This window comes from Citrobacter sp. Marseille-Q5395, from assembly GCF_947057495.1.
Classification (GTDB): Bacteria; Pseudomonadota; Gammaproteobacteria; order Enterobacterales; family Enterobacteriaceae; genus Citrobacter; species Citrobacter murliniae.
This window is the reverse complement of record NZ_CAMSEL010000011.1, coordinates 157,752-178,810: the sequence shown is the minus strand read 5'-3', so window position 1 is coordinate 178,810 and position 21,059 is coordinate 157,752. Positions and strand designations below refer to the sequence as shown.

Sequence of the window (21,059 nt, the reverse complement as noted above, 5' to 3'; positions counted from 1 at the left end):
GATGCCCTGAGAATGTTATGGACTACTTCACCCTCTTTGGCTTACCGGCCCGTTATCAGCTCGATACTCAGGCGCTGAGCCTACGTTTTCAGGATCTACAACGTCAGTATCATCCTGATAAATTCGCCAGCGGTTCCCAGGCGGAACAACTCGCTGCTGTTTCGCAGTCCGCCACTATCAACCAGGCCTGGCAAACGCTGCGCCATCCCTTGATGCGCGCCGAATATTTACTGTCTTTACACGGCTTTGATATCCAAAGCGAGCAGCATACGGTGCGTGATACCGCGTTCCTGATGGAGCAGCTCGAACTGCGCGAAGAGCTGGATGAAATTGAACAGGCAAAAGACAGTGAACGTCTGGATGCATTGATGAAACGCATCAATGACATGTACACCGTTCGTCATCAACTGATGGTGGAACAGCTGGATAGCGAGGCGTGGGACGTGGCGGCAGATACCGTGCGTAAACTGCGTTTTCTCGATAAACTGCGAAGCAGTGCAGAACAACTCGAAGAAAAACTGCTCGATTTTTAATTTCGGAAGCGAAAATGGCCTTATTACAAATTAGTGAGCCTGGTCTGAGCGCTGCGCCACACCAGCGTCGTCTGGCGGCAGGCATCGACTTAGGCACCACCAACTCTCTGGTCGCGACCGTACGCAGCGGCCAGGCCGAAACGCTGGCTGACCACGAAGGTCGCCACCTGTTGCCGTCAGTGGTTCACTATCAGCAGCAGGGGTATTCGGTTGGTTACGATGCTCGTGCCAACGCTGCGCTTGATACGGCAAACACTGTTAGCTCGGTAAAACGTATGATGGGCCGCTCGCTGGCGGATATCCAGGCGCGCTACCCGCATTTACCTTATTCGTTCCAGGCGAGCGAAAACGGCTTGCCGATGATCGAAACCGCTGCCGGTTTGCTCAATCCGGTACGCGTCTCAGCCGACATACTGAAAGCGCTGGCCGCGCGGGCGACCGAAGCGCTGTCCGGCGAACTGGATGGCGTGGTGATCACTGTTCCGGCTTACTTTGATGATGCTCAGCGTCAGGGGACGAAAGACGCCGCGCGCCTGGCTGGCTTGCACGTGCTGCGCCTGTTGAACGAACCGACAGCTGCGGCAATCGCCTATGGCCTGGATTCCGGTCAGGAAGGTGTGATTGCCGTTTATGACCTCGGTGGCGGTACTTTTGATATTTCTATTCTGCGTCTGAGCCGTGGCGTGTTCGAAGTACTGGCGACCGGTGGTGATTCCGCGCTCGGCGGCGACGACTTCGACCACCTGCTGGCTGATTACATTCGCGAGCAGGCGGGCGTTGCCGATCGCAGCGATAATCGCGTGCAGCGTGAACTGCTGGATGCCGCCATTGCCGCTAAAATTGCGCTCAGCGACGCCGGGTCCGTGACGGTCAACGTGGCGGGATGGCAGGGTGAAATCTCCCGTGAAACCTTTAATGAACTGATCTCCGCACTGGTTAAGCGTACGCTGCTGGCCTGTCGTCGCGCGTTGAAAGATGCGGGCGTAGAGCCGCAGGATGTGCTGGAAGTGGTGATGGTCGGTGGTTCAACGCGCGTGCCGCTGGTGCGTGAGCGCGTGGGTGAATTCTTTGGCCGTACGCCGCTGACTTCTATTGATCCGGATAAAGTGGTCGCCATCGGCGCGGCAATCCAGGCTGATATTCTGGTCGGGAATAAACCAGACAGCGAAATGCTGTTGCTGGACGTTATCCCTCTGTCCCTGGGGCTTGAAACCATGGGCGGTCTGGTGGAAAAAGTGATCCCGCGTAACACCACTATTCCGGTGGCGCGCGCACAGGATTTCACCACCTTTAAAGACGGTCAAACCGCGATGTCCATCCACGTGATGCAGGGCGAGCGTGAGCTGGTGCAGGACTGCCGTTCACTGGCGCGTTTTGCGCTGCGTGGTATTCCGGCGCTGCCAGCAGGCGGCGCGCATATCCGCGTCACCTTCCAGGTCGATGCGGACGGACTGCTAAGCGTGACCGCCATGGAGAAATCCACTGGCGTGGAATCCTCCATCCAGGTCAAACCATCCTACGGATTGACCGACGGTGAAATCGCCTCAATGATTCAGGATTCGATGAGTTTTGCCGAGCAGGATGTCAAAGCCCGCATGTTGGCAGAACAAAAAGTCGAAGCGGCACGTGTGCTGGAAAGTTTATCCGGTGCGCTCGCTGCTGATGCCGCGCTGTTAAGCGCCGCAGAACGTCAGGCTATCGACGCCGCCGCCGCGCATTTGAGCGAGGTTGCACAGGGCGACGATGTTGACGCTATCGAACAAGCCATTAAAAACGTAGACAAACAAACCCAGGAATTTGCCGCTCGCCGTATGGATAAATCCGTCCGTAGCGCGCTGAAAGGCCATTCCGTGGACGAGGTTTAATATGCCAAAGATTGTTATTTTGCCTCATCAGGATCTCTGTCCCGATGGCGCAGTTCTGGAAGCTGAGACCGGCGAAACTATTCTCGACGTTGCCCTGCGTAACGGCATTGAGATTGAACACGCCTGTGAAAAATCCTGTGCCTGCACTACCTGTCACTGCATCGTACGTGAAGGTTTTGACTCTTTACCGGAAAGTACGGAAGAAGAAGACGACATGCTGGATAAAGCCTGGGGGCTGGAGCCGGAGAGCCGTTTAAGCTGTCAGGCGCGCGTCACCGGGGATGATTTAGTGGTCGAAATCCCACGTTACACAATCAATCATGCGCGTGAGCATTAACAGAGGGTAGTATGGGACTGAAGTGGACCGATAGCCGCGAAATCGGTGAGGCGCTGTATGATGCGTTCCCCGATCTCGATCCTAAGACCGTTCGTTTCACCGATCTTCATCAGTGGATCTGCGATCTTGAGGAATTTGATGACGACCCTGGCGCATCCAATGAAAAAATTCTGGAGGCGATTCTGCTAGTCTGGTTAGATGAAGCAGAGTAAGTCACATAACGGGCTGCCATATGGCGGCCCGTTTGCTAATAAGGATAAATAAAATGACAGAAGCCATGAAAATTACGCTTTCCACGCAACCGGCCGATGCTCGCTGGGGTGAAAAGGCGACATACAGTATTAATAATGACGGCATTACCCTGCACCTTAATGGAAAAGATGATCTGGGGCTTATTCAGCGTGCCGCGCGTAAAATTGATGGTCTGGGTATCAAACATGCCCAACTTGACGGCGAAGGCTGGGATATCGAGCGTAGCTGGGCATTCTGGCAAGGCTACAAAGGGCCTAAAGGCAGCCGCAAAGTTGAATGGGCAACCCTGGATGAGGCGCAGCGCAAAGAGCTGGACAGCCGCCTGAAAATCATTGACTGGGTACGAGACACCATCAATGCCCCGGCAGAAGAGCTTGGCCCGGAACAACTGGCGCAGCGTGCTGTTGACCTGCTGTGCAGCGTGGCGTGTGATAACGTTTCTTATCGCATCACCAAAGGTGAAGATCTGCGCGAACAGAATTATATGGGACTACATACGGTTGGCCGGGGTTCTGAACGCCCGCCGGTACTGCTGGCGCTGGACTACAACCCGACAGGCGATAAAGAAGCGCCTGTCTATGCCTGCCTGGTCGGCAAAGGGATTACCTTTGACTCCGGTGGTTACAGCATCAAACAAAGCGCGTTTATGGACTCCATGAAGTCTGACATGGGCGGTGCGGCAACGGTGACCGGCGCGCTGGCGTTTGCAATCACCCGTGGTCTGAACAAACGTGTGAAGCTGTACCTGTGCTGTGCGGATAACCTGATTAGCGGTAACGCGTTCAAGCTGGGCGATATCATTCGCTATCGCAACGGCAAAAATGTTGAAGTGATGAACACTGACGCTGAAGGGCGTCTGGTACTGGCGGATGGTTTAATTGACGCCAGTGCGCAGAAGCCGGAGCTGATTATTGATGCCGCTACCCTGACAGGTGCAGCGAAAACGGCGTTAGGTAATGATTATCACGCGCTATTCAGCTTTGATGACAAGTTAGCGGCTCGCCTGCTGGCAAGCGCTGCTGAGGAAAACGAACCGTTCTGGCGTCTGCCGCTGGCGGAATTCCACCGGAGTCAGTTGCCGTCTAATTTTGCGGAACTGAATAATACCGGTAGTGCTGCCTATCCAGCAGGTGCGAGTACCGCTGCGGGGTTCCTGTCACACTTCGTCGAAAACTATCAGCAAGGCTGGTTGCATATCGACTGCTCTGCAACTTATCGTAAAGCGCCAGTTGAGCAATGGTCTGCGGGAGCGACCGGGCTGGGTGTACGCACGATTGCTAACCTGTTAACCGCGTAACTTATGACTGTATTGCCGGATGGCGTTTCGCGCATCCGGCTTGCACGTATTCATCCAATTTGTGGTTCTTATGTCTGAAACAAAAAACGAATTAGAAACGTTGCTGGAAAAAGCCGCGACAGAGCCTGCGCATCGTCCGGCATTTTTTCGCACTTTGCTGGAGTCTACCGTCTGGGTACCGGGTACAGCCGCAGAAGGTGAGGCGGTGGTTGAAGACAGTGCGCTGGATTTGCAGCACTGGGAAAAAGAAGACGGCACTACTGTAATCCCGTTTTTCACCTCCCTTGAAGCGCTGGAACAGGCCGTTGAAGATGAGCAGGCGTTTGTCGTCATGCCGGTGCGTACACTGTTTGAAATGACGCTGGGCGAGACGCTGTTTCTCAATGCCAAGCTGCCGACGGGCAAAGAATTTATGCCGCGCGAGATCAGCTTGTTGATGGGAGAGGAAGGCAATCCACTGAGTACCCAGGAAGTACTGGAAGGCGGCGAGTCGCTTATCCTCTCTGAGGTTGCGGAACCGCCGGCACAGATGATTGACTCACTGACCACGCTGTTTAAAACCATTAAACCCGTTAAACGGGCATTTATCTGCTCGATTAAAGAGAGTCCTGATGCTCAGCCGAACCTGCTGATTGGCATTGAAGCCGATGGTGATATTGAAGAGATTATTCATGCCACAGGCAGTGTAGCAACGGATACGTTACCGGGTGATGAACCGATTGATATCTGCCAGGTGGTGAAAGGTGAAAAAGGGGTCAGCCACTTTATTACCGAGCACATCGCGCCGTTCTACGAGCGCCGCTGGGGCGGTTTCCTGCGCGATTTTAAACAGAATCGAATTATCTAAAAGATGTTGCCGGATAAGCGAAGTGTTATCCGGCATTTCAAACGTTATGCCGGTTCTACTGGTAAATCGTTGCGCGCTCCCCATTCGCTCCACGCGCCGTCATACAACGCCACGTTGGGGACGCCAAGAGTAGCAAGCGCCAGCACCACGACGGCAGCCGTAACGCCGGAACCACAACTGGCAATGATTGGTCTGTCGAAACTGACGCCGTGGCTAAAGAAAATGGCATCCAGCTCGTCGGTTGTTTTTAATTCCCCGTCACGAACCAGTTCTGTCCACGGTACGTTCAGTGCACCGGGAACATGGCCGCGCTTCAGGCCAGGACGCGGTTCGTCAATCTGCGCATTAAAACGTGCAGCCGGACGGGCATCCACGATCTGTGCCGTTTTTTCATGGCTGGCCAACAGGACATCGGTCACCTTAACTACAGCTTCTGGTGTAAACGCCACGTCAAACTCACCCTCTGGTAAATCAACGATTCCTTCCTGCAGCGGTAGCTCATCACGCTGCCAGCCCGCCAGCCCGCCCGCCAGAATAGAGACATTTTCTACGCCAAATGTCCTCAGCATCCACCATGCGCGCGGGGCAGAGAACAGATTGCCTTCGTCGTAGATCACCAAATGTTTATCCTGATGAATACCAGACTCGCGCATGGCGACGGCGAAAGCTTCCGGGCGCGGCATCATATGCGGTAACGGTGATGTATGGTCGGAGAGTGCTTCGATATCAAAAAAGATCGCGCCGGGAATATGGCCAGAACGATACTCTTCGCCAACATCGCGATCTTCCTGTCCTGGCGGTGCCATACGGGCATCAAGAATTTGTATTTCCGGATCGTCAATATGTTCTATAAGCCAGTCGGCAGCGACAAAGAAGGCGGTGGTCATAGGCATCTCCATTTTTACCAAGTTTCGGCAAATTGTCGGATGTTTACCTGAAAGGGACAAGTAAAAGAGGCTGATTTGTCAGGCGGATCCACATTAATCACGAAAATTTAGACTACGCGGACGAGTTACTGGCTTCCACAACCTGAAATCTCACGCATAATAGTTGTTCTACGTAGCTAACAGGCCACTACGGCCAGGGATGAAAAATGAAATATATACGCGTAGCGGCCTGTATGCTGATGTTGGCGCTGGTGGGGTGTGATAATAACGATAAGCCGCCGACGGACGGGAAAAATGATGCACCAGCCCCGCAAACCGCCCCGGCAAAAGATAAGGCCCAGTTACAGAAACTGACGCAGCAAAGTCAGGGTAAGGCGCTGACGCTGCTCGATGCCTCTGAAGTTCAGTTAGACGGTGCGGCGACGTTGGTGCTGACCTTCTCCATTCCGCTCGATCCAGAGCAGGATTTTTCCCGTGTCGTGCACGTTGTTGATAAGAAAAACGGCAAAGTAGATGGTGCCTGGGAACTGGCGCCAAATCTGAAAGAATTGCGTTTACGTCATCTGGAACCTAACCGCGAACTGATGGTGACCATTGAGCGTAATTTGCTGGCGCTGAATAAAGCAACATTTGGCATCGATTATGAAAAAAACATCACCACGCGCGACGTCCAGCCGAGCGTAGGATTTGCCAGTCGTGGTTCTCTGTTGCCGGGTAAAGTTATCGAAGGGCTGCCGGTGATGGCGCTGAATGTCGATAGTGTGGACGTGAACTTCTTTCGCGTGAAGCCGGAGTCGCTCGGTGCGTTTATCAGCCAGTGGGAATACCGCAACTCCCTGTCCAACTGGGAGTCCGACAATCTTCTGAAGATGGCCGAACTGGTCTATACCGGGCGCTTTGACCTCAATCCTGCGCGCAATACCCGTGAGAAGCTGTTGTTGCCGCTGGGCGATATCAAACCGTTGCAGCAGGCAGGCGTTTACGTTGCGGTGATGAATCAGGCCGGGCATTACAACTACAGCAATGCCGCCACGCTGTTCACCCTCAGCGACATTGGTGTTTCCGCACACCGTTACCACAACCAATTGGATGTCTTTACCCAGAGCCTGGAAAATGGAGCTTCCCAGCAGGGAATTGATGTCACCTTGCTGAATGAGAAAGGGCAGACGCTGGCGCAGGCGACCACTGATGCACAGGGACACGTTAAGCTTGAGACCGATAAAGAAGCGGCGTTACTGCTGGCGCGCAAAGACGGGCAAACCACGCTGTTGGATCTGAAGTTGCCCGCTCTGGATTTGGCTGAATTTGATATTGCGGGCGCGCCGGGATACAGCAAACAGTTCTTCATGTTCGGCCCGCGCGATCTTTATCGTCCTGGTGAAACGGTGATACTTAATGGATTGCTGCGCGACAGCGACGGCAAAACGTTGCCCGATCAACCGATTAAACTGGAAGTGATAAAACCCGATGGACAGGTGTTACGCACCGTAGTCAGCCAGCCAGAGAACGGTCTTTACCGTCTGAGCTGGCCGCTGGACAGTAGCGCGCCAACCGGAATGTGGCATATCCGGGCAAACACCGGGGATAACCATGCGCGGATGTGGGATTTCCACGTCGAAGATTTTATGCCAGAGCGGATGGCGCTCAATCTCACCGCCAGCAAGATGCCGATAGCGCCGACTGACGACGTGAAGTTCTCGGTTGTTGGTTACTATCTGTACGGTGCGCCAGCGAATGGCAATGCCTTGCAGGGACAGCTTTTCCTGCGGCCACTGCGTGAGGCGGTGCCGGCATTGCCAGGATTCCAGTTTGGTAATATTGCCGAAGAAAACCTCTCCCGCAGCCTGGATGAAGTTCAGCTCACGCTGGATGAAAACGGTCGTGGTGAAGTGGTAACGAATAGCCAGTGGCAAGAAGCGCACTCCCCTCTACAGGTTATTTTGCAGGCGAGTTTGCTGGAGTCGGGCGGTCGTCCGGTGACGCGCCGGGTCGAACAGTCTGTCTGGCCTGCCGATATTCTGCCGGGCATCAGGCCACAATTCGCAGCGAAATCTGTATATGACTACCGTACGGATACCACCGTTAATCAGCCCATTGTTGATGAAGACAGCAATGCAGCTTTTGATGTTGTGTATGCTGATGCCCAGGGATCGAAAAAAGCCGTTTCAGGTTTACAGGTTCGTTTGATTCGTGAACGCCGGGATTACTACTGGAACTGGTCAGAAGGCGAGGGGTGGCAATCACAATTTGATCAAAAGGATCTGGTTGAAGGTGAACAGACGCTGGATCTTAAGGCCGATGAAACCGGTAAGGTTAGCTTCCCGGTTGAGTGGGGGGCTTACCGTCTGGAGGTCAAAGCGCCGAACGATACGGTGAGCAGCGTGCGCTTCTGGGCCGGATACAGCTGGCAGGATAACAGCGATGGTAGCGGTGCGGTGCGTCCCGATCGCGTAACGCTGAAACTGGATAAACCCAACTATCGTCCTGGCGATACCATTAAGTTACACATCGCTGCGCCAACCGCTGGCAAAGGCTACGCGATGGTGGAATCCAGCGAGGGGCCACTGTGGTGGCAAGAGATAGATGTACCTGCTGATGGACTGGATCTCTCTATCCCGGTCGATAAAACCTGGAATCGACACGACCTTTATCTCAGTGCACTGGTGATTCGTCCTGGTGACAAATCGCGTTCTGCAACACCAAAACGCGCAGTCGGATTGCTGCATCTGCCGTTGGGTGATGAAAACCGCCGTCTTGATTTGACGCTGGATAACCCTGCCAAAATGCGTCCAAATCAGCCTCTGACCGTTAAAGTGAAGGCCAGTGTTAAAAACGGTGCAGTGCCAAAACAAGTTAACGTACTGGTTTCTGCGGTGGACAGCGGAGTGTTGAATATTACGGACTACACCACGCCGGATCCATGGCAGGCGTTTTTCGGGCAGAAACGCTATGGGGCGGATATTTACGATATTTATGGTCAGGTGATCGAAGGGCAGGGCCGTCTGGCGGCGCTGCGTTTTGGTGGCGATGGCGATGAGTTAAAACGTGGCGGTAAACCGCCGGTCAATCACATAAATATCGTGGCACAACAGGCGTTGCCGGTAATACTCAACGATCAGGGTGAAGGCACGGTGACGTTGCCGATTGGTGATTTTAACGGTGAACTGCGGGTGATGGCCCAGGCCTGGACGGCGGATGATTTTGGCAGTAGCGAAAGTAAAGTGATTGTCGCCGCGCCGGCCATTGCCGAACTGAATATGCCGCGCTTTTTAGCCGGAGGCGATAGTTCGCGCCTGACGCTGGATGTGACTAACCTGACTGACAGGCCGCAGACGCTGAATATCAAGCTTACCGCCAGTGGATTACTGGAGCTGATTGGTCAGGCCCCTGCGCCGGTGAATCTTGCCCCGGGAGTGCGTACTACGTTGTTTATCCCGGTGCGGGCGCTGGAAGGGTTTGGCGATGGCGATATTCAGGCGGTTATCAGTGGTCTGGTGTTGCCAGGAGAAACGCTCCCGGCTCAGCATAAGCAGTGGAAGATTGGTGTTCGTCCGGCATTCCCGGCGCAGACCATCAATAATGGCGTGGCGCTGCAACCTGGTGAAACGTGGCAGATCCCGGGGGAGGAACTGATCAATTTTTCCCCTGTAACCATGCAGGGGCAACTACTGTTCAGCGGTAAGCCGCCGCTAAATCTGGCACGCTACATCCGTGAACTAAAAGCCTATCCGTACGGTTGCCTGGAGCAAACGGCAAGCGGATTATTCCCGTCTTTGTATACCAATGCCGCGCAACTGAAGGCGTTAGGGATTGCTGGCGATAGTGATGAGAAGCGTCGTGCAGCGGTTGAGATTGGTATTTCCCGGTTACTGCAAATGCAGCGTGACAACGGAGGTTTTGCTCTGTGGGACAAGAACGGTCCTGAAGAGTACTGGCTGAGCGCGTATGTGATGGATTTCCTCGTTCGCGCTAACGAACAAGGCTACAGCGTTCCGGCAGAAGTGATTAACCGGGGTAACGAACGACTGCTGCGCTATTTGCAGGATCCGGGCATGATGTCGATTCGCTACACCGACGATACACCGGCAAGCAAATTTGCCGTGCAGGCATACGCCGCGCTGGTACTGGCTCGTCAGCAAAAAGCACCGCTTGGCGCACTGCGTGAGATTTGGGAGCGTCGTGCTCAGGCCGCTTCCGGTTTACCGTTGCTGCAACTGGGGATTGCGCTGAAAAACATGGGTGATGCGAATCGCAGTGAACAGGCGTTGACGCTGGCGCTGAATACTCCGCGTCGCGATGCACAACAGTGGATGGCGGATTACGGCAGTCAGCTTCGTGATAATGCACTGATGCTGGCATTGCTGGAAGAGAATAAGCTTAAACCTGATGTGCAGAACACGTTGTTGAATACGTTGTCGGAACAGGCCTTTGGTCAGCGTTGGCTCTCAACTCAGGAGAATAACGCGCTGTTCCTGGCCGCGCGTACCCTACAGGATCTGCCGGGAACCTGGCAGGCGCAGACCTCGCTCTCTGAACAACCGTTGGCAGGTGAAAAATCGAAAACCCATAATCTGGATGCCGACCAGTTATCCACCCTGACGGTAACCAATACGGGGAATCTGCCGCTGTGGCTGCGCCTGGATGTGAGTGGTTATCCGCAAACTTCACCGCTGCCGGCAAGCAATGTGCTGAGTATTGAGCGTCAGGTGCTGGGTACGGATGGACAAAGTAAATCACTCTCGACGTTGCGTAGTGGGGAACTGGTGCTGGTATGGCTGACGGTGAAAGCTAACCAGAATGTACCGGATGCACTGGTGGTTGATTTACTGCCTGCCGGACTGGAGCTGGAAAACCAGAATCTGGCTAACGGCAGCGCGAGTCTGCAGGACAGCGCAAGCGAAGTGCAGAATCTGCTTAATCAGATGCAGCAGGCGGATATCCAGCACGTTGAATTCCGTGACGATCGCTTTGTCGCTGCAGTGGCTGTCAACGAAGGGCAACCGGTCACGTTGGTGTATCTGGCGCGAGCGGTAACGCCGGGAACGTATCAGGTTCCCGTCCCGCAGGTGGAATCGATGTATGTTCCGCAATGGCGAGCCACCGGTACGGCAGAGGGACCACTGATTGTCAGACCGTAAATGATGCGCTGGGTTGGCAAACGCGGCCGCTGGCTTTGGCTGGCAGCCGCACCGCTTTTGATGGCGGCAGTTGTCTGGGGTGCAGACAAAATCTGGCCACTGCCGCTCACTGAGGTCAACCCGGCACGCGTGGTGGTGGCACATGACGGTACGCCGCTGTGGCGCTTTGCCGACGCTGAGGGTATCTGGCGTTATCCGGTAACCATTGATGAAGTATCGCCCCGTTACCTTGAGGCGTTGATCAACTATGAAGATCGCTGGTTCTGGAAACATCCCGGCGTCAATCCGTTTTCAGTGCTCCGCGCTGCCTGGCAAGATCTCTCGTCGGGGCGAGTGATTTCTGGTGGCAGCACGCTCACCATGCAGGTGGCCAGGCTGCTCGATCCTCATCCGCGCACCTTTGGCGGCAAGTTTCGCCAACTCTGGCGCGCACTCCAGCTTGAGTGGCATCTCTCCAAAAATGACATTCTGACACTGTATCTGAACCGTGCGCCGTTTGGCGGCACGCTTCAGGGGGTCGGCGCGGCAAGCTGGGCGTATCTTGGCAAATCACCTGCGCAACTGAGTTACTCCGACGCTGCTTTACTGGCTGTTCTGCCACAGGCACCAAGTCGTCTGCGCCCCGATCGTTGGCCGGATCGTGCCGAAGCCGCGCGCAATAAAGTGCTCGAGCGCATGGCGACGCAGGGTATCTGGTCAGCTAAGCAGGTGCAGGAATCCCGTGAAGAACCGGTCTGGCTGGCACCAAGACAGATGCCGCAATTAGCACCATTATTCTCGCGCATGATGTTGGGCAAAAGTCAGCGTGACAAAATTGTGACCACGCTGGATGCAGGACTGCAACGCCAACTGGAAGAACTGGCGCAAAACTGGAAAGGACGGCTTCCGGCGCGCAGTTCGCTGGCAATGATTGTCGTTGATCATACCGATATGAGCGTCCGTGGCTGGGTGGGGTCAGTGGATATGAATGACGACGCTCGCTTTGGTCATGTGGATATGGTGAATGCGATTCGCTCGCCAGGCTCGGTGCTTAAACCCTTTGTCTATGGTCTGGCGTTGGATGAGGGACTGATTCATCCGGCTTCCCTGTTGCAGGACGTACCGCGACGTACAGGAGATTATCGTCCCGGTAATTTTGACAGCGGTTTTCATGGCCCAGTGAGCATGAGCGAGGCGTTGGTACGTTCGCTGAATTTACCTGCCGTCCAGGTGCTTGAAGCCTATGGCCCGAAGCGATTTGCCGCTAAATTGCGTAATGTCGGTTTACCGTTGTACTTACCAACCGGAGCGGCGCCGAATCTTTCGTTGATCCTGGGAGGCGCAGGTGCAAGGCTTGAGGACATGGCGGCGGCGTACAGCGTATTTGCCCGGCATGGCAAAGCGGGGACATTGCGCTTGCAACCAGACGACCCACTGCTGGAACGTCCGCTGATGTCACCGGGGGCGGCATGGATCATTCGTCGGATTATGGCGGATGAAGCCCAGCCGTTACCGGATAATGCCCTCAGCAGAGTTGTGCCGCTGGCATGGAAAACCGGTACCAGCTACGGCTATCGCGATGCGTGGGCGATTGGTGTTAACGTTCGATATGTGATGGGTATCTGGACTGGCAGACCGGATGGTACTCCGGTGGTCGGGCAATTCGGTTTTGCCAGTGCTGTGCCTTTGCTGAATCAGGTTAATAATCTGCTGCTGGCGCGCGGGGCGAATCAGCCTGAAGATCCACGTCCAGATTCTGTCAGCCGTGGTGTGGTGTGCTGGCCTGGGGGGCAATCGCTTCCAGCCAGTGATAGCAACTGTCGTCGTCGTTTAGCCACCTGGCTACTGGATGGCAGCCAACCGCCCACGCTGTTATTACCTGAGCAGGAAGGGGTCAGTGGTATCCGTTTTCCAGTCTGGTTAGATGAGGCGGGAAAACGAGTGGCTGCGGATTGCGAACAGGCGCATGAACAAACGTTAATCGTCTGGCCTTTACCACTGGAATCCTGGCTACCACCTTCTGAACGCCGTACTGCGCGGCTACCGCCAGTTTCATCAATTTGTCCTCCGCTGGGACAGGACGCTCTGTTACCGCTCCAGTTGACAGGTGTGCGTGATGGCGCGATTGTGAAGCGCTTACCCGGTTCACCGGAAGTCTCAGTACCGGTGTATATCAGCGGTGGAGCAGGTGAGCGCTGGTGGTTTCTTAACGGCGAGCGACTGGAGGAGCGAGGACGCTCTCTTACCTTGCGGTTGGCGGTTAAAGGGGAATATCAGTTGCTGGTCATGGATGATGGCGGGCAGGTTACGGCGGTGAGATTTTCTTTGCAATAGGCTCGTTTGATAGCGGTTGTTGCTAAAATTCATCTTATTTTAAAGAAATGTTACCTTCGTCAATAGTCAACCGCCGGGATGCTCTTTATAATCCGCGCCAGGTAAACCACAACAAAACATCTTTTTTCAGAGGTAATCATGGCTATTGAACGTACTTTTTCCATCATCAAACCAAATGCGGTGGCAAAAAACGTTATTGGGAACATCTTTGCGCGCTTTGAAGCTGCAGGGTTCAAAATTGTCGGTACTAAAATGCTGCACCTGACCGTTGAGCAGGCTCGTGGTTTCTATGCCGAGCACGACGGTAAGCCGTTCTTTGACGGTCTGGTTGAATTCATGACCTCTGGTCCAATTGTTGTTTCCGTGCTGGAAAGCGAGAACGCCGTTCAGCGTCATCGTGATCTGCTGGGCGCTACCAATCCGGCGAATGCGCTGGCGGGTACCCTGCGTGCGGACTACGCTGACAGTTTCACCGAGAACGGCACTCACGGTTCCGACTCGGTAGAATCTGCCGCGCGCGAAATCGCTTATTTCTTCGGTGAAGGCGAAGTGTGCGCTCGTACTCGTTAATTTAACGGGTTCGTTTACATATTATTTTCGCTAATGCTTCGTGCAAACGTGGCATCCCTGCGCCAGACTTTGTACAATGCAACGCCCCGGAAGAGCAGACCGCTTGCCGGGGCGTTTCTTTTTAACCCTCCACGGGCCATAACGTGTAACAACGAGGCCGGAAAATATTATGTCTGAATTAGTTAACACCTCTGAAGTCGCCATTGCTGCGGTTCCAAATAAAAATGGAAAAATTAACCTGCTGGATCTGAACCGTCAGCAGATGCGCGAATTCTTCAAAGAGATGGGCGAAAAGCCGTTTCGTGCCGATCAGGTCATGAAATGGATGTACCACTATTGCAGCGACAACTTTGATGATATGACTGACATCAATAAAGTGCTGCGTAACAAGCTGAAAGAAGTGGCTGAAATTCGTGCGCCTGAAGTTGTTGAAGAACAACGTTCGTCTGATGGCACCATCAAATGGGCCATTGCGGTTGGCGATCAGCGCGTTGAAACGGTCTACATCCCGGAAGATGACCGCGCTACCCTGTGTGTTTCTTCACAGGTTGGTTGTGCGTTAGAGTGCAAATTCTGCTCTACGGCTCAGCAAGGCTTTAACCGCAACCTGCGAGTATCGGAAATCATTGGTCAGGTCTGGCGCGCGGCGAAGATCGTCGGGGCGGTGAAAGCGACGGGCGTGCGCCCGATTACCAACGTAGTGATGATGGGCATGGGTGAACCGCTGCTCAATCTGACTAACGTGGTACCGGCAATGGAAATCATGCTTGATGACTTCGGTTTTGGCCTGTCAAAACGCCGCGTGACGCTGTCTACTTCAGGCGTTGTACCTGCGCTGGATAAGCTGGGTGATATGATTGACGTTGCGCTGGCGATCTCTTTGCATGCGCCGAACGATGAAATTCGTGACGAGATTGTGCCGATCAACAAAAAATACAATATTGAAACGTTCCTGGGGGCTGTGCGTCGTTATCTGGAGAAATCCAATGCGAACCAGGGGCGCGTTACGATTGAGTATGTGATGTTGGATCACATCAACGATGGTACCGAACATGCCCATCAGCTTGCCGAATTGCTGAAAGATACGCCGTGTAAGATCAACCTGATCCCATGGAACCCGTTCCCTGGCGCGCCGTATGGCCGTAGCTCCAATAGCCGTATCGATCGTTTCTCCAAAGTGTTGATGAGCTATGGTTTCACGACCATTGTGCGTAAAACACGTGGTGACGACATTGATGCAGCCTGTGGTCAGCTGGCGGGTGATGTTATTGACCGCACCAAGCGTACTCTGCGTAAGCGTATGCAGGGTGAGTCTATCGATATCAAGACCGTTTGATGTTGAGCGCACTACGGTATAATTAATGTGCCGTAGTGCGATATAAGTACATGAGGTTCTTTGTTGTCGCTGCCTCGACAATAATAACGGTGCGTTTTTGTCGACTTTAAGGCAGTATGTAGCGGCGCAACAAGAGTTTAGCCCTCAGGTTTACGCTGTTTTGTCATTGATAGTCAGACCGTTTTATACTGTCAGACTAAGGTTAACTGACCAGATGTTTCGCGGTGTGGGTGAGCATTGTGACTCACCGGCATCAGAACCCCAATTTACGCAGCTGTAGCGAATGAATACTGAAGCCACGCACGACAAAAATGAAGCACTAACCACCGGCGTTCGTCTGCGCAATGCCCGTGAACAACTCGGATTCAGCCAGCAGGCAGTCGCGGAGCGACTTTGCCTGAAGGTTTCCACGGTACGTGATATTGAAGAAGATAAGGCGCCAGCCGATCTTGCTTCAACATTCCTGCGTGGATATATCCGTTCCTATGCGCGTCTGGTGCATATTCCTGAAGAAGAACTGTTGCCAGGGCTGGAAAAACAGGCTCCGATTCGCCCAGCCAAAGTTGCCCCGATGCAAAGCTTTTCGCTGGGTAAACGTCGTAAAAAACGTGACGGTTGGTTAATGACCTTTACCTGGCTGGTGCTGTTCGTCGTTGTAGGACTGACAGGTGCCTGGTGGTGGCAGAACCATAAAGCGCAGCAGGAAGAGATCACCACGATGGCCGATCAGTCTTCTGCTGAGTTGAATGCCGGTAAAGATAATGCACAAAGCGTGCCGCTGGATACCAGCGCAGCAGCAAGCCAGGATAATACCCCGGCTCAGGAAGAGAGTGCAGTAGCCGGTTCAGCGCAAACGCCTGATGCTGCTACGACACCAGCACCTGCTACAGATGCTTCGCAAAATGCTGTTGTGGCACCTTCTCAGGCGAATGTTGATACTGCGACCACAGCCCCTGCTGCGCCAGATACAGCTGCGCCGTTGCCTACTGATCAGGCGGGTGTCACAACACCTGCTGCTGATGCTAATGCCCTGGTAATGAACTTTACCGCCGACTGCTGGCTGGAAGTTACGGACGCGACCGGTAAAAAACTGTTTAGCGGCATGCAGCGTAAAGATGGCAATTTAAATCTTACCGGCCAGGCACCGTACAAACTGAAAATTGGTGCTCCGGCAGCAGTGCAGATTCAGTATCAGGGTAAACCTGTCGACCTGAGTCGTTTTATCAGAACTAACCAGGTTGCGCGTCTGACCGTTAATGCCGAACAATCACCGGCTCAGTAACAGACGGCAATGCGGGAGATTTTTTAATGCATAACCAGGCTCCAATTCAACGTAGAAAATCGACACGCATTTACGTTGGGAATGTGCCGATTGGCGATGGCGCACCCATCGCCGTACAGTCTATGACGAACACACGCACCACTGATGTGGCGGCGACGGTCAATCAAATCAAAGCGCTGGAACGCGTAGGCGCTGACATTGTTCGTGTCTCAGTACCGACAATGGATGCCGCCGAAGCGTTCAAGCTCATCAAACAGCAGGTATCTGTCCCGCTGGTTGCCGATATTCACTTCGACTATCGCATTGCGCTGAAGGTGGCGGAATACGGCGTCGATTGCTTGCGTATCAACCCTGGCAATATTGGTAACGAAGAGCGTATCCGCATGGTGGTGGATTGCGCTCGTGATAAAAATATTCCTATCCGTATTGGCGTAAATGCCGGATCGCTGGAAAAAGATCTACAGGAAAAATACGGCGAACCTACGCCGCAGGCGTTGCTGGAATCAGCTATGCGTCATGTGGATCATCTCGATCGTCTGAACTTCGACCAGTTCAAGGTCAGCGTTAAAGCTTCGGACGTTTTCCTCGCGGTAGAATCCTATCGTCTGCTGGCGAAACAGATCGATCAGCCGTTGCATCTTGGGATCACCGAAGCCGGTGGCGCGCGCAGTGGTTCGGTTAAATCTGCGATCGGACTTGGATTGTTGTTGTCCGAAGGGATCGGCGACACGCTGCGAGTCTCTCTGGCAGCCGATCCGGTCGAAGAGATCAAAGTGGGATTCGATATTCTGAAATCGCTGCGCATCCGCGCGCGCGGGATCAACTTTATCGCCTGTCCAACCTGTTCCCGTCAGGAATTTGACGTCATTGGTACGGTTAACGCGCTGGAGCAACGTCTGGAAGATATCATCACGCCAATGGATGTTTCGATTATCGGTTGTGTGGTAAATGGACCTGGTGAAGCACTGGTTTCGACGCTGGGCGTGACCGGCGGCAACAAGAAAAGCGGCCTGTATGAAGACGGCGTGCGTAAGGATCGTATCGATAACGACGATATGATTACGCAGCTTGAAGCCCGCATTCGTGCCAAAGCCAGCATCCTGGATGAAACGCGTCGAATTGATGTGCAGCAGGTTGAAAAATAATAACGTGATGGGAAGCGGCGTGCTTCCCGTGTATGATTGAACCCGCATGGCGCCCGTAGTATTCGGGTTAGCGTTGAGGGTTCATTTTTATATTCATAAAGAGAATAAACGTGGCAAAAAACATTCAAGCCATTCGCGGCATGAACGATTATCTGCCTGGCGAAACCGCCATCTGGCAGCGCATTGAAGGCACACTCAAAAACGTGCTCGGTAGCTACGGTTACAGTGAAATCCGCTTGCCGATTGTAGAGCAGACCCCGTTATTCAAACGCGCGATCGGTGAAGTTACCGACGTGGTTGAAAAAGAGATGTATACCTTTGAGGACCGTAATGGCGACAGCCTGACTCTGCGTCCTGAAGGAACCGCGGGCTGCGTACGCGCCGGCATCGAACATGGTCTCCTGTACAATCAGGAACAGCGTCTGTGGTACATCGGGCCGATGTTCCGTCACGAACGTCCGCAAAAAGGACGCTATCGCCAATTCCATCAGTTGGGTGTCGAAGTGTTTGGCCTGCAAGGTCCGGACATCGATGCAGAGCTGATTATGCTGACAGCTCGCTGGTGGCGCGCGCTGGGTATATCCGAGCATGTTAGCCTGGAGCTGAACTCTATCGGTTCACTCGAAGCGCGTGCAAATTACCGCGATGCACTGGTGGCCTACCTGGAGCAGCATAAAGAAAAGCTGGACGAAGACTGTAAGCGTCGCATGTATACCAATCCGCTGCGCGTGCTGGACTCTAAAAACCCTGAAGTACAGGCCCTGCTTAATGATGCTCCTGCACTGGGTGACTACCTGGATGACGACTCTCGCGAGCATTTCGCGGGTCTGTGCAAGCTGCTTGAATCTGCTGGAATTGCCTACACCGTTAACCAGCGCCTGGTTCGTGGCCTCGACTACTACAACCGCACCGTGTTTGAATGGGTAACCAGCAGCCTGGGTTCGCAGGGTACCGTGTGTGCGGGTGGACGTTATGATGGCCTGGTAGAGCAACTTGGCGGACGTGCGACTCCGGCAGTGGGTTTTGCCATGGGTCTGGAACGACTTGTTTTGTTAGTTCAGGCAGTTAATCCGGAATTTATTGCTTCCCCTGTTGTCGATATATACCTGGTCGCTTCGGGCGTGGATACACAGTCGGCGGCAATGACGCTGGCTGAACGTCTGCGTGATGAAGTTCCCGGTGTGAAACTGATGACCAACCACGGTGGCGGCAACTTTAAGAAACAGTTTGCCCGCGCCGATAAGTGGGGCGCCCGCGTTGCACTGGTACTGGGTGAGTCCGAGGTGGCTGACGGTACTGTTGTAGTGAAGGATTTGCGCTCTGGTGAGCAAACGGCAGTAGCGCAGGATAGCGTTGCCACGCATTTGCGCACTTTACTGGGCTAAGGAGAAGGACAGCGTGGAAATTTACGAGAACGAAAACGACCAGGTTGATGCGGTTAAACGCTTCTTTGCTGAAAACGGCAAAGCACTGGCTGTTGGGGTAATTTTAGGGGTTGGCGCGCTGGTCGGCTGGCGTTACTGGACCAGCCATCAGACGGAGTCCGCACGCTCTGCTTCTCTGGCATATCAAAATACGGTGACTGCGGTAAGCGCAGGTAAACCGGATAGTATTCCTGCAGCAGAGAAGTTTGCCGCGGAGAACAAAAATACATACGGCGCGTTAGCTTCAATGGAACTTGCGCAGCAGTTTGTTGACCAAAATGAACTTGAGAAAGCCGCTACCCAATTGCAACAAGGACTGGCGGCCACCAGCGATGAGAATCTCAAAGCGGTGATTAATCTGCGTCTTGCACGCGTGCAGGTTCAGCTTAAACAAGCCGATACTGCGCTGAAAACACTCGATGCTGTTAAAGGCGAAGGGTGGGTGGCTATCGTGGCCGATCTGCGTGGTGAAGCGTTGCTGAGCAAAGGCGATAAACAAGGTGCGCGTAGCGCATGGGAAGCTGGCGTGAAAAGCGATGCCTCTCCTGCTCTGAGCGAAATGATGCAGATGAAAATCAATAATTTGTCCATCTGAGAGGGACCCGATGCAATTGCGTAAATTACTTCTGCCAGGGCTGCTTTCCGTTACCCTATTGAGCGGCTGTTCACTGTTTAGTGGCGAAGAAGATGTCGTTAAGATGTCCCCATTACCGGTGGTCGAAAATCAGTTTACTCCGTCTACAGCCTGGAGCACCTCTGTAGGCAACGGTATTGGTGATTTCTATTCTAATCTTCATCCTGCGCTGGCGGATGACGTCGTTTATGCTGCCGATCGTACTGGTGTAGTTAAAGCATTGAACGCGGCCGATGGTAAAGAAGTCTGGTCCGTCAATCTGGCGGAGAAAGACGGCTGGTTCTCCAGAACGTCAGCACAGCTTTCCGGTGGTGTGACGGTATCCGGTGGTCATGTTTATATCGGTAGCGAAAAAGCACAGGTTTACGCATTGAATACCAGCGATGGTACTTCGGCGTGGCAGACGAAAGTCGCCGGTGAAGCCCTGTCTCGTCCGGTTGTCAGCGATGGCGTGGTGCTGATTCATACCAGCAATGGTCAACTACAGGCGTTAAATGAAGCGGATGGTGCCATTAAATGGACCGTTAACCTGGATATGCCTTCCCTTTCTTTACGCGGCGAATCAGCCCCAGCAACCGCTTTTGGCGCAGCCATTGTGGGTGGGGATAACGGTCGTGTGAGTGCCGTGCTGATGCAGCAAGGTCAGATGATTTGGCAGCAGCGTATTTCTCAGGCAACGGGTCCAACTGAAATCGATCGTCTGAGTGACGTTGATACCACGCCGGTTATCGTCAATGGCGTTGTTTACGCCCTGGCTTATAATGGTAACCTGACGGCGCTTGATCTGCGCAGCGGTCAGATTATGTGGAAACGCGAACTGGGGTCAGTGAATGACTTCATCGTTGATGGAAACCGTATCTATCTGGTTGATCAGAATGACCGCGTGCTGGCGTTAACTACTGACGGCGGCGTAACGCTGTGGACGCAAAGCGATCTGCTGCACCGTCTGCTGACGTCTCCGGTGCTGTACAATGGCAACTTAGTCGTGGGTGATAGCGAAGGCTATCTGCACTGGATTAACGTTGATGACGGTCGTTTTGTGGCCCAGCAGAAAGTTGATAGCTCAGGCTTCCTGACCGAACCCGTTTCGGCTGATGGTAAACTGCTCATCCAGGCGAAAGACGGTACGCTGTATTCCATTACGCGTTAATCGTCCCGGCCGCTCGCTTTGAAAAACGGCTCCTGGTGCAGGGGCCGTT

16 protein-coding genes are annotated in these 21,059 nt (G+C 53.7%); 15 read left to right on the top strand and 1 reads right to left on the bottom strand.

What is annotated here, in order from left to right; genetic code table 11:
- The first annotated feature begins 17 nt into the window (after positions 1–17).
- From hscB to sseB, 6 genes are all read left to right on the top strand, one after another.
- Complete coding sequence (gene hscB / locus OH663_RS14620) at positions 18–533, top strand: co-chaperone HscB (RefSeq protein ID WP_045446165.1); 516 nt, start codon at positions 18–20, stop codon at positions 531–533.
- Positions 534–547: 14 nt separating this feature from the next.
- Positions 548–2,398 carry a Fe-S protein assembly chaperone HscA gene (gene hscA / locus OH663_RS14615; RefSeq protein WP_200010318.1) on the top strand — a complete coding sequence of 617 codons (1,851 nt, stop codon included), beginning with the start codon at positions 548–550 and terminating at the stop codon, positions 2,396–2,398.
- A 1-nt stretch (position 2,399) separates the two neighbouring features.
- Entirely contained in the window at positions 2,400–2,735 is a 336-nt protein-coding gene (fdx, locus tag OH663_RS14610) for an ISC system 2Fe-2S type ferredoxin (protein ID WP_042317595.1), read from the top strand.
- An 11-nt stretch (positions 2,736–2,746) separates the two neighbouring features.
- A complete protein-coding gene (gene iscX, locus OH663_RS14605) occupies positions 2,747–2,947 on the top strand; it encodes a Fe-S cluster assembly protein IscX (RefSeq protein ID WP_045446157.1) in 201 nt (66 codons plus the stop codon).
- A gap of 53 nt (positions 2,948–3,000) precedes the next feature.
- The gene (pepB, locus tag OH663_RS14600) at positions 3,001–4,284 is read left to right on the top strand and encodes an aminopeptidase PepB (RefSeq protein ID WP_045446154.1); all 1,284 of its coding nucleotides are present in this window, start codon (positions 3,001–3,003) and stop codon (positions 4,282–4,284) included.
- Positions 4,285–4,354: 70 nt separating this feature from the next.
- Positions 4,355–5,131 (top strand): enhanced serine sensitivity protein SseB, encoded by a 777-nt coding sequence (gene sseB, locus OH663_RS14595; RefSeq protein ID WP_200010317.1) that lies wholly within the window; start codon positions 4,355–4,357, stop codon positions 5,129–5,131.
- A 44-nt stretch (positions 5,132–5,175) separates the two neighbouring features.
- On the opposite strand, the gene sseA is transcribed toward sseB, so the two are convergent.
- Positions 5,176–6,018: a 3-mercaptopyruvate sulfurtransferase gene (gene sseA, locus OH663_RS14590; protein WP_045446151.1), complete on the bottom strand. Its 843-nt coding sequence runs from the start codon at positions 6,016–6,018 to the stop codon at positions 5,176–5,178.
- 206 nt (positions 6,019–6,224) lie between these two features.
- Here sseA and OH663_RS14585 point away from each other — a divergent pair, with 206 nt between their 5' ends.
- From OH663_RS14585 to bamB, 9 genes are all read left to right on the top strand, one after another.
- Positions 6,225–11,156, top strand: a complete 4,932-nt coding sequence (locus OH663_RS14585; RefSeq protein ID WP_200010315.1) for an alpha-2-macroglobulin family protein — start codon at positions 6,225–6,227, stop codon at positions 11,154–11,156.
- Positions 11,157–13,469: a peptidoglycan glycosyltransferase PbpC gene (gene pbpC, locus OH663_RS14580; protein ID WP_200010314.1), complete on the top strand. Its 2,313-nt coding sequence runs from the start codon at positions 11,157–11,159 to the stop codon at positions 13,467–13,469.
- Between the two features lie 138 nt (positions 13,470–13,607).
- Positions 13,608–14,039 carry a nucleoside-diphosphate kinase gene (gene ndk / locus OH663_RS14575; RefSeq protein WP_045446143.1) on the top strand — a complete coding sequence of 144 codons (432 nt, stop codon included), beginning with the start codon at positions 13,608–13,610 and terminating at the stop codon, positions 14,037–14,039.
- 169 nt (positions 14,040–14,208) lie between these two features.
- Complete coding sequence (gene rlmN, locus OH663_RS14570; RefSeq protein ID WP_045446140.1) at positions 14,209–15,375, top strand: dual-specificity RNA methyltransferase RlmN; 1,167 nt, start codon at positions 14,209–14,211, stop codon at positions 15,373–15,375.
- 283 nt (positions 15,376–15,658) lie between these two features.
- Positions 15,659–16,657, top strand: a complete 999-nt coding sequence (gene rodZ, locus OH663_RS14565; RefSeq protein ID WP_200010313.1) for a cytoskeleton protein RodZ — start codon at positions 15,659–15,661, stop codon at positions 16,655–16,657.
- 26 nt (positions 16,658–16,683) lie between these two features.
- The gene (gene ispG, locus OH663_RS14560; protein ID WP_048220829.1) at positions 16,684–17,802 is read left to right on the top strand and encodes a flavodoxin-dependent (E)-4-hydroxy-3-methylbut-2-enyl-diphosphate synthase; all 1,119 of its coding nucleotides are present in this window, start codon (positions 16,684–16,686) and stop codon (positions 17,800–17,802) included.
- Positions 17,803–17,912: 110 nt separating this feature from the next.
- Complete coding sequence (gene hisS, locus OH663_RS14555; RefSeq protein WP_045446131.1) at positions 17,913–19,187, top strand: histidine--tRNA ligase; 1,275 nt, start codon at positions 17,913–17,915, stop codon at positions 19,185–19,187.
- A gap of 13 nt (positions 19,188–19,200) precedes the next feature.
- Positions 19,201–19,821: a YfgM family protein gene (locus OH663_RS14550; RefSeq protein ID WP_045446128.1), complete on the top strand. Its 621-nt coding sequence runs from the start codon at positions 19,201–19,203 to the stop codon at positions 19,819–19,821.
- A 10-nt stretch (positions 19,822–19,831) separates the two neighbouring features.
- The gene (gene bamB, locus OH663_RS14545) at positions 19,832–21,010 is read left to right on the top strand and encodes an outer membrane protein assembly factor BamB (protein WP_200010312.1); all 1,179 of its coding nucleotides are present in this window, start codon (positions 19,832–19,834) and stop codon (positions 21,008–21,010) included.
- The last annotated feature ends 49 nt before the right edge of the window (positions 21,011–21,059 follow it).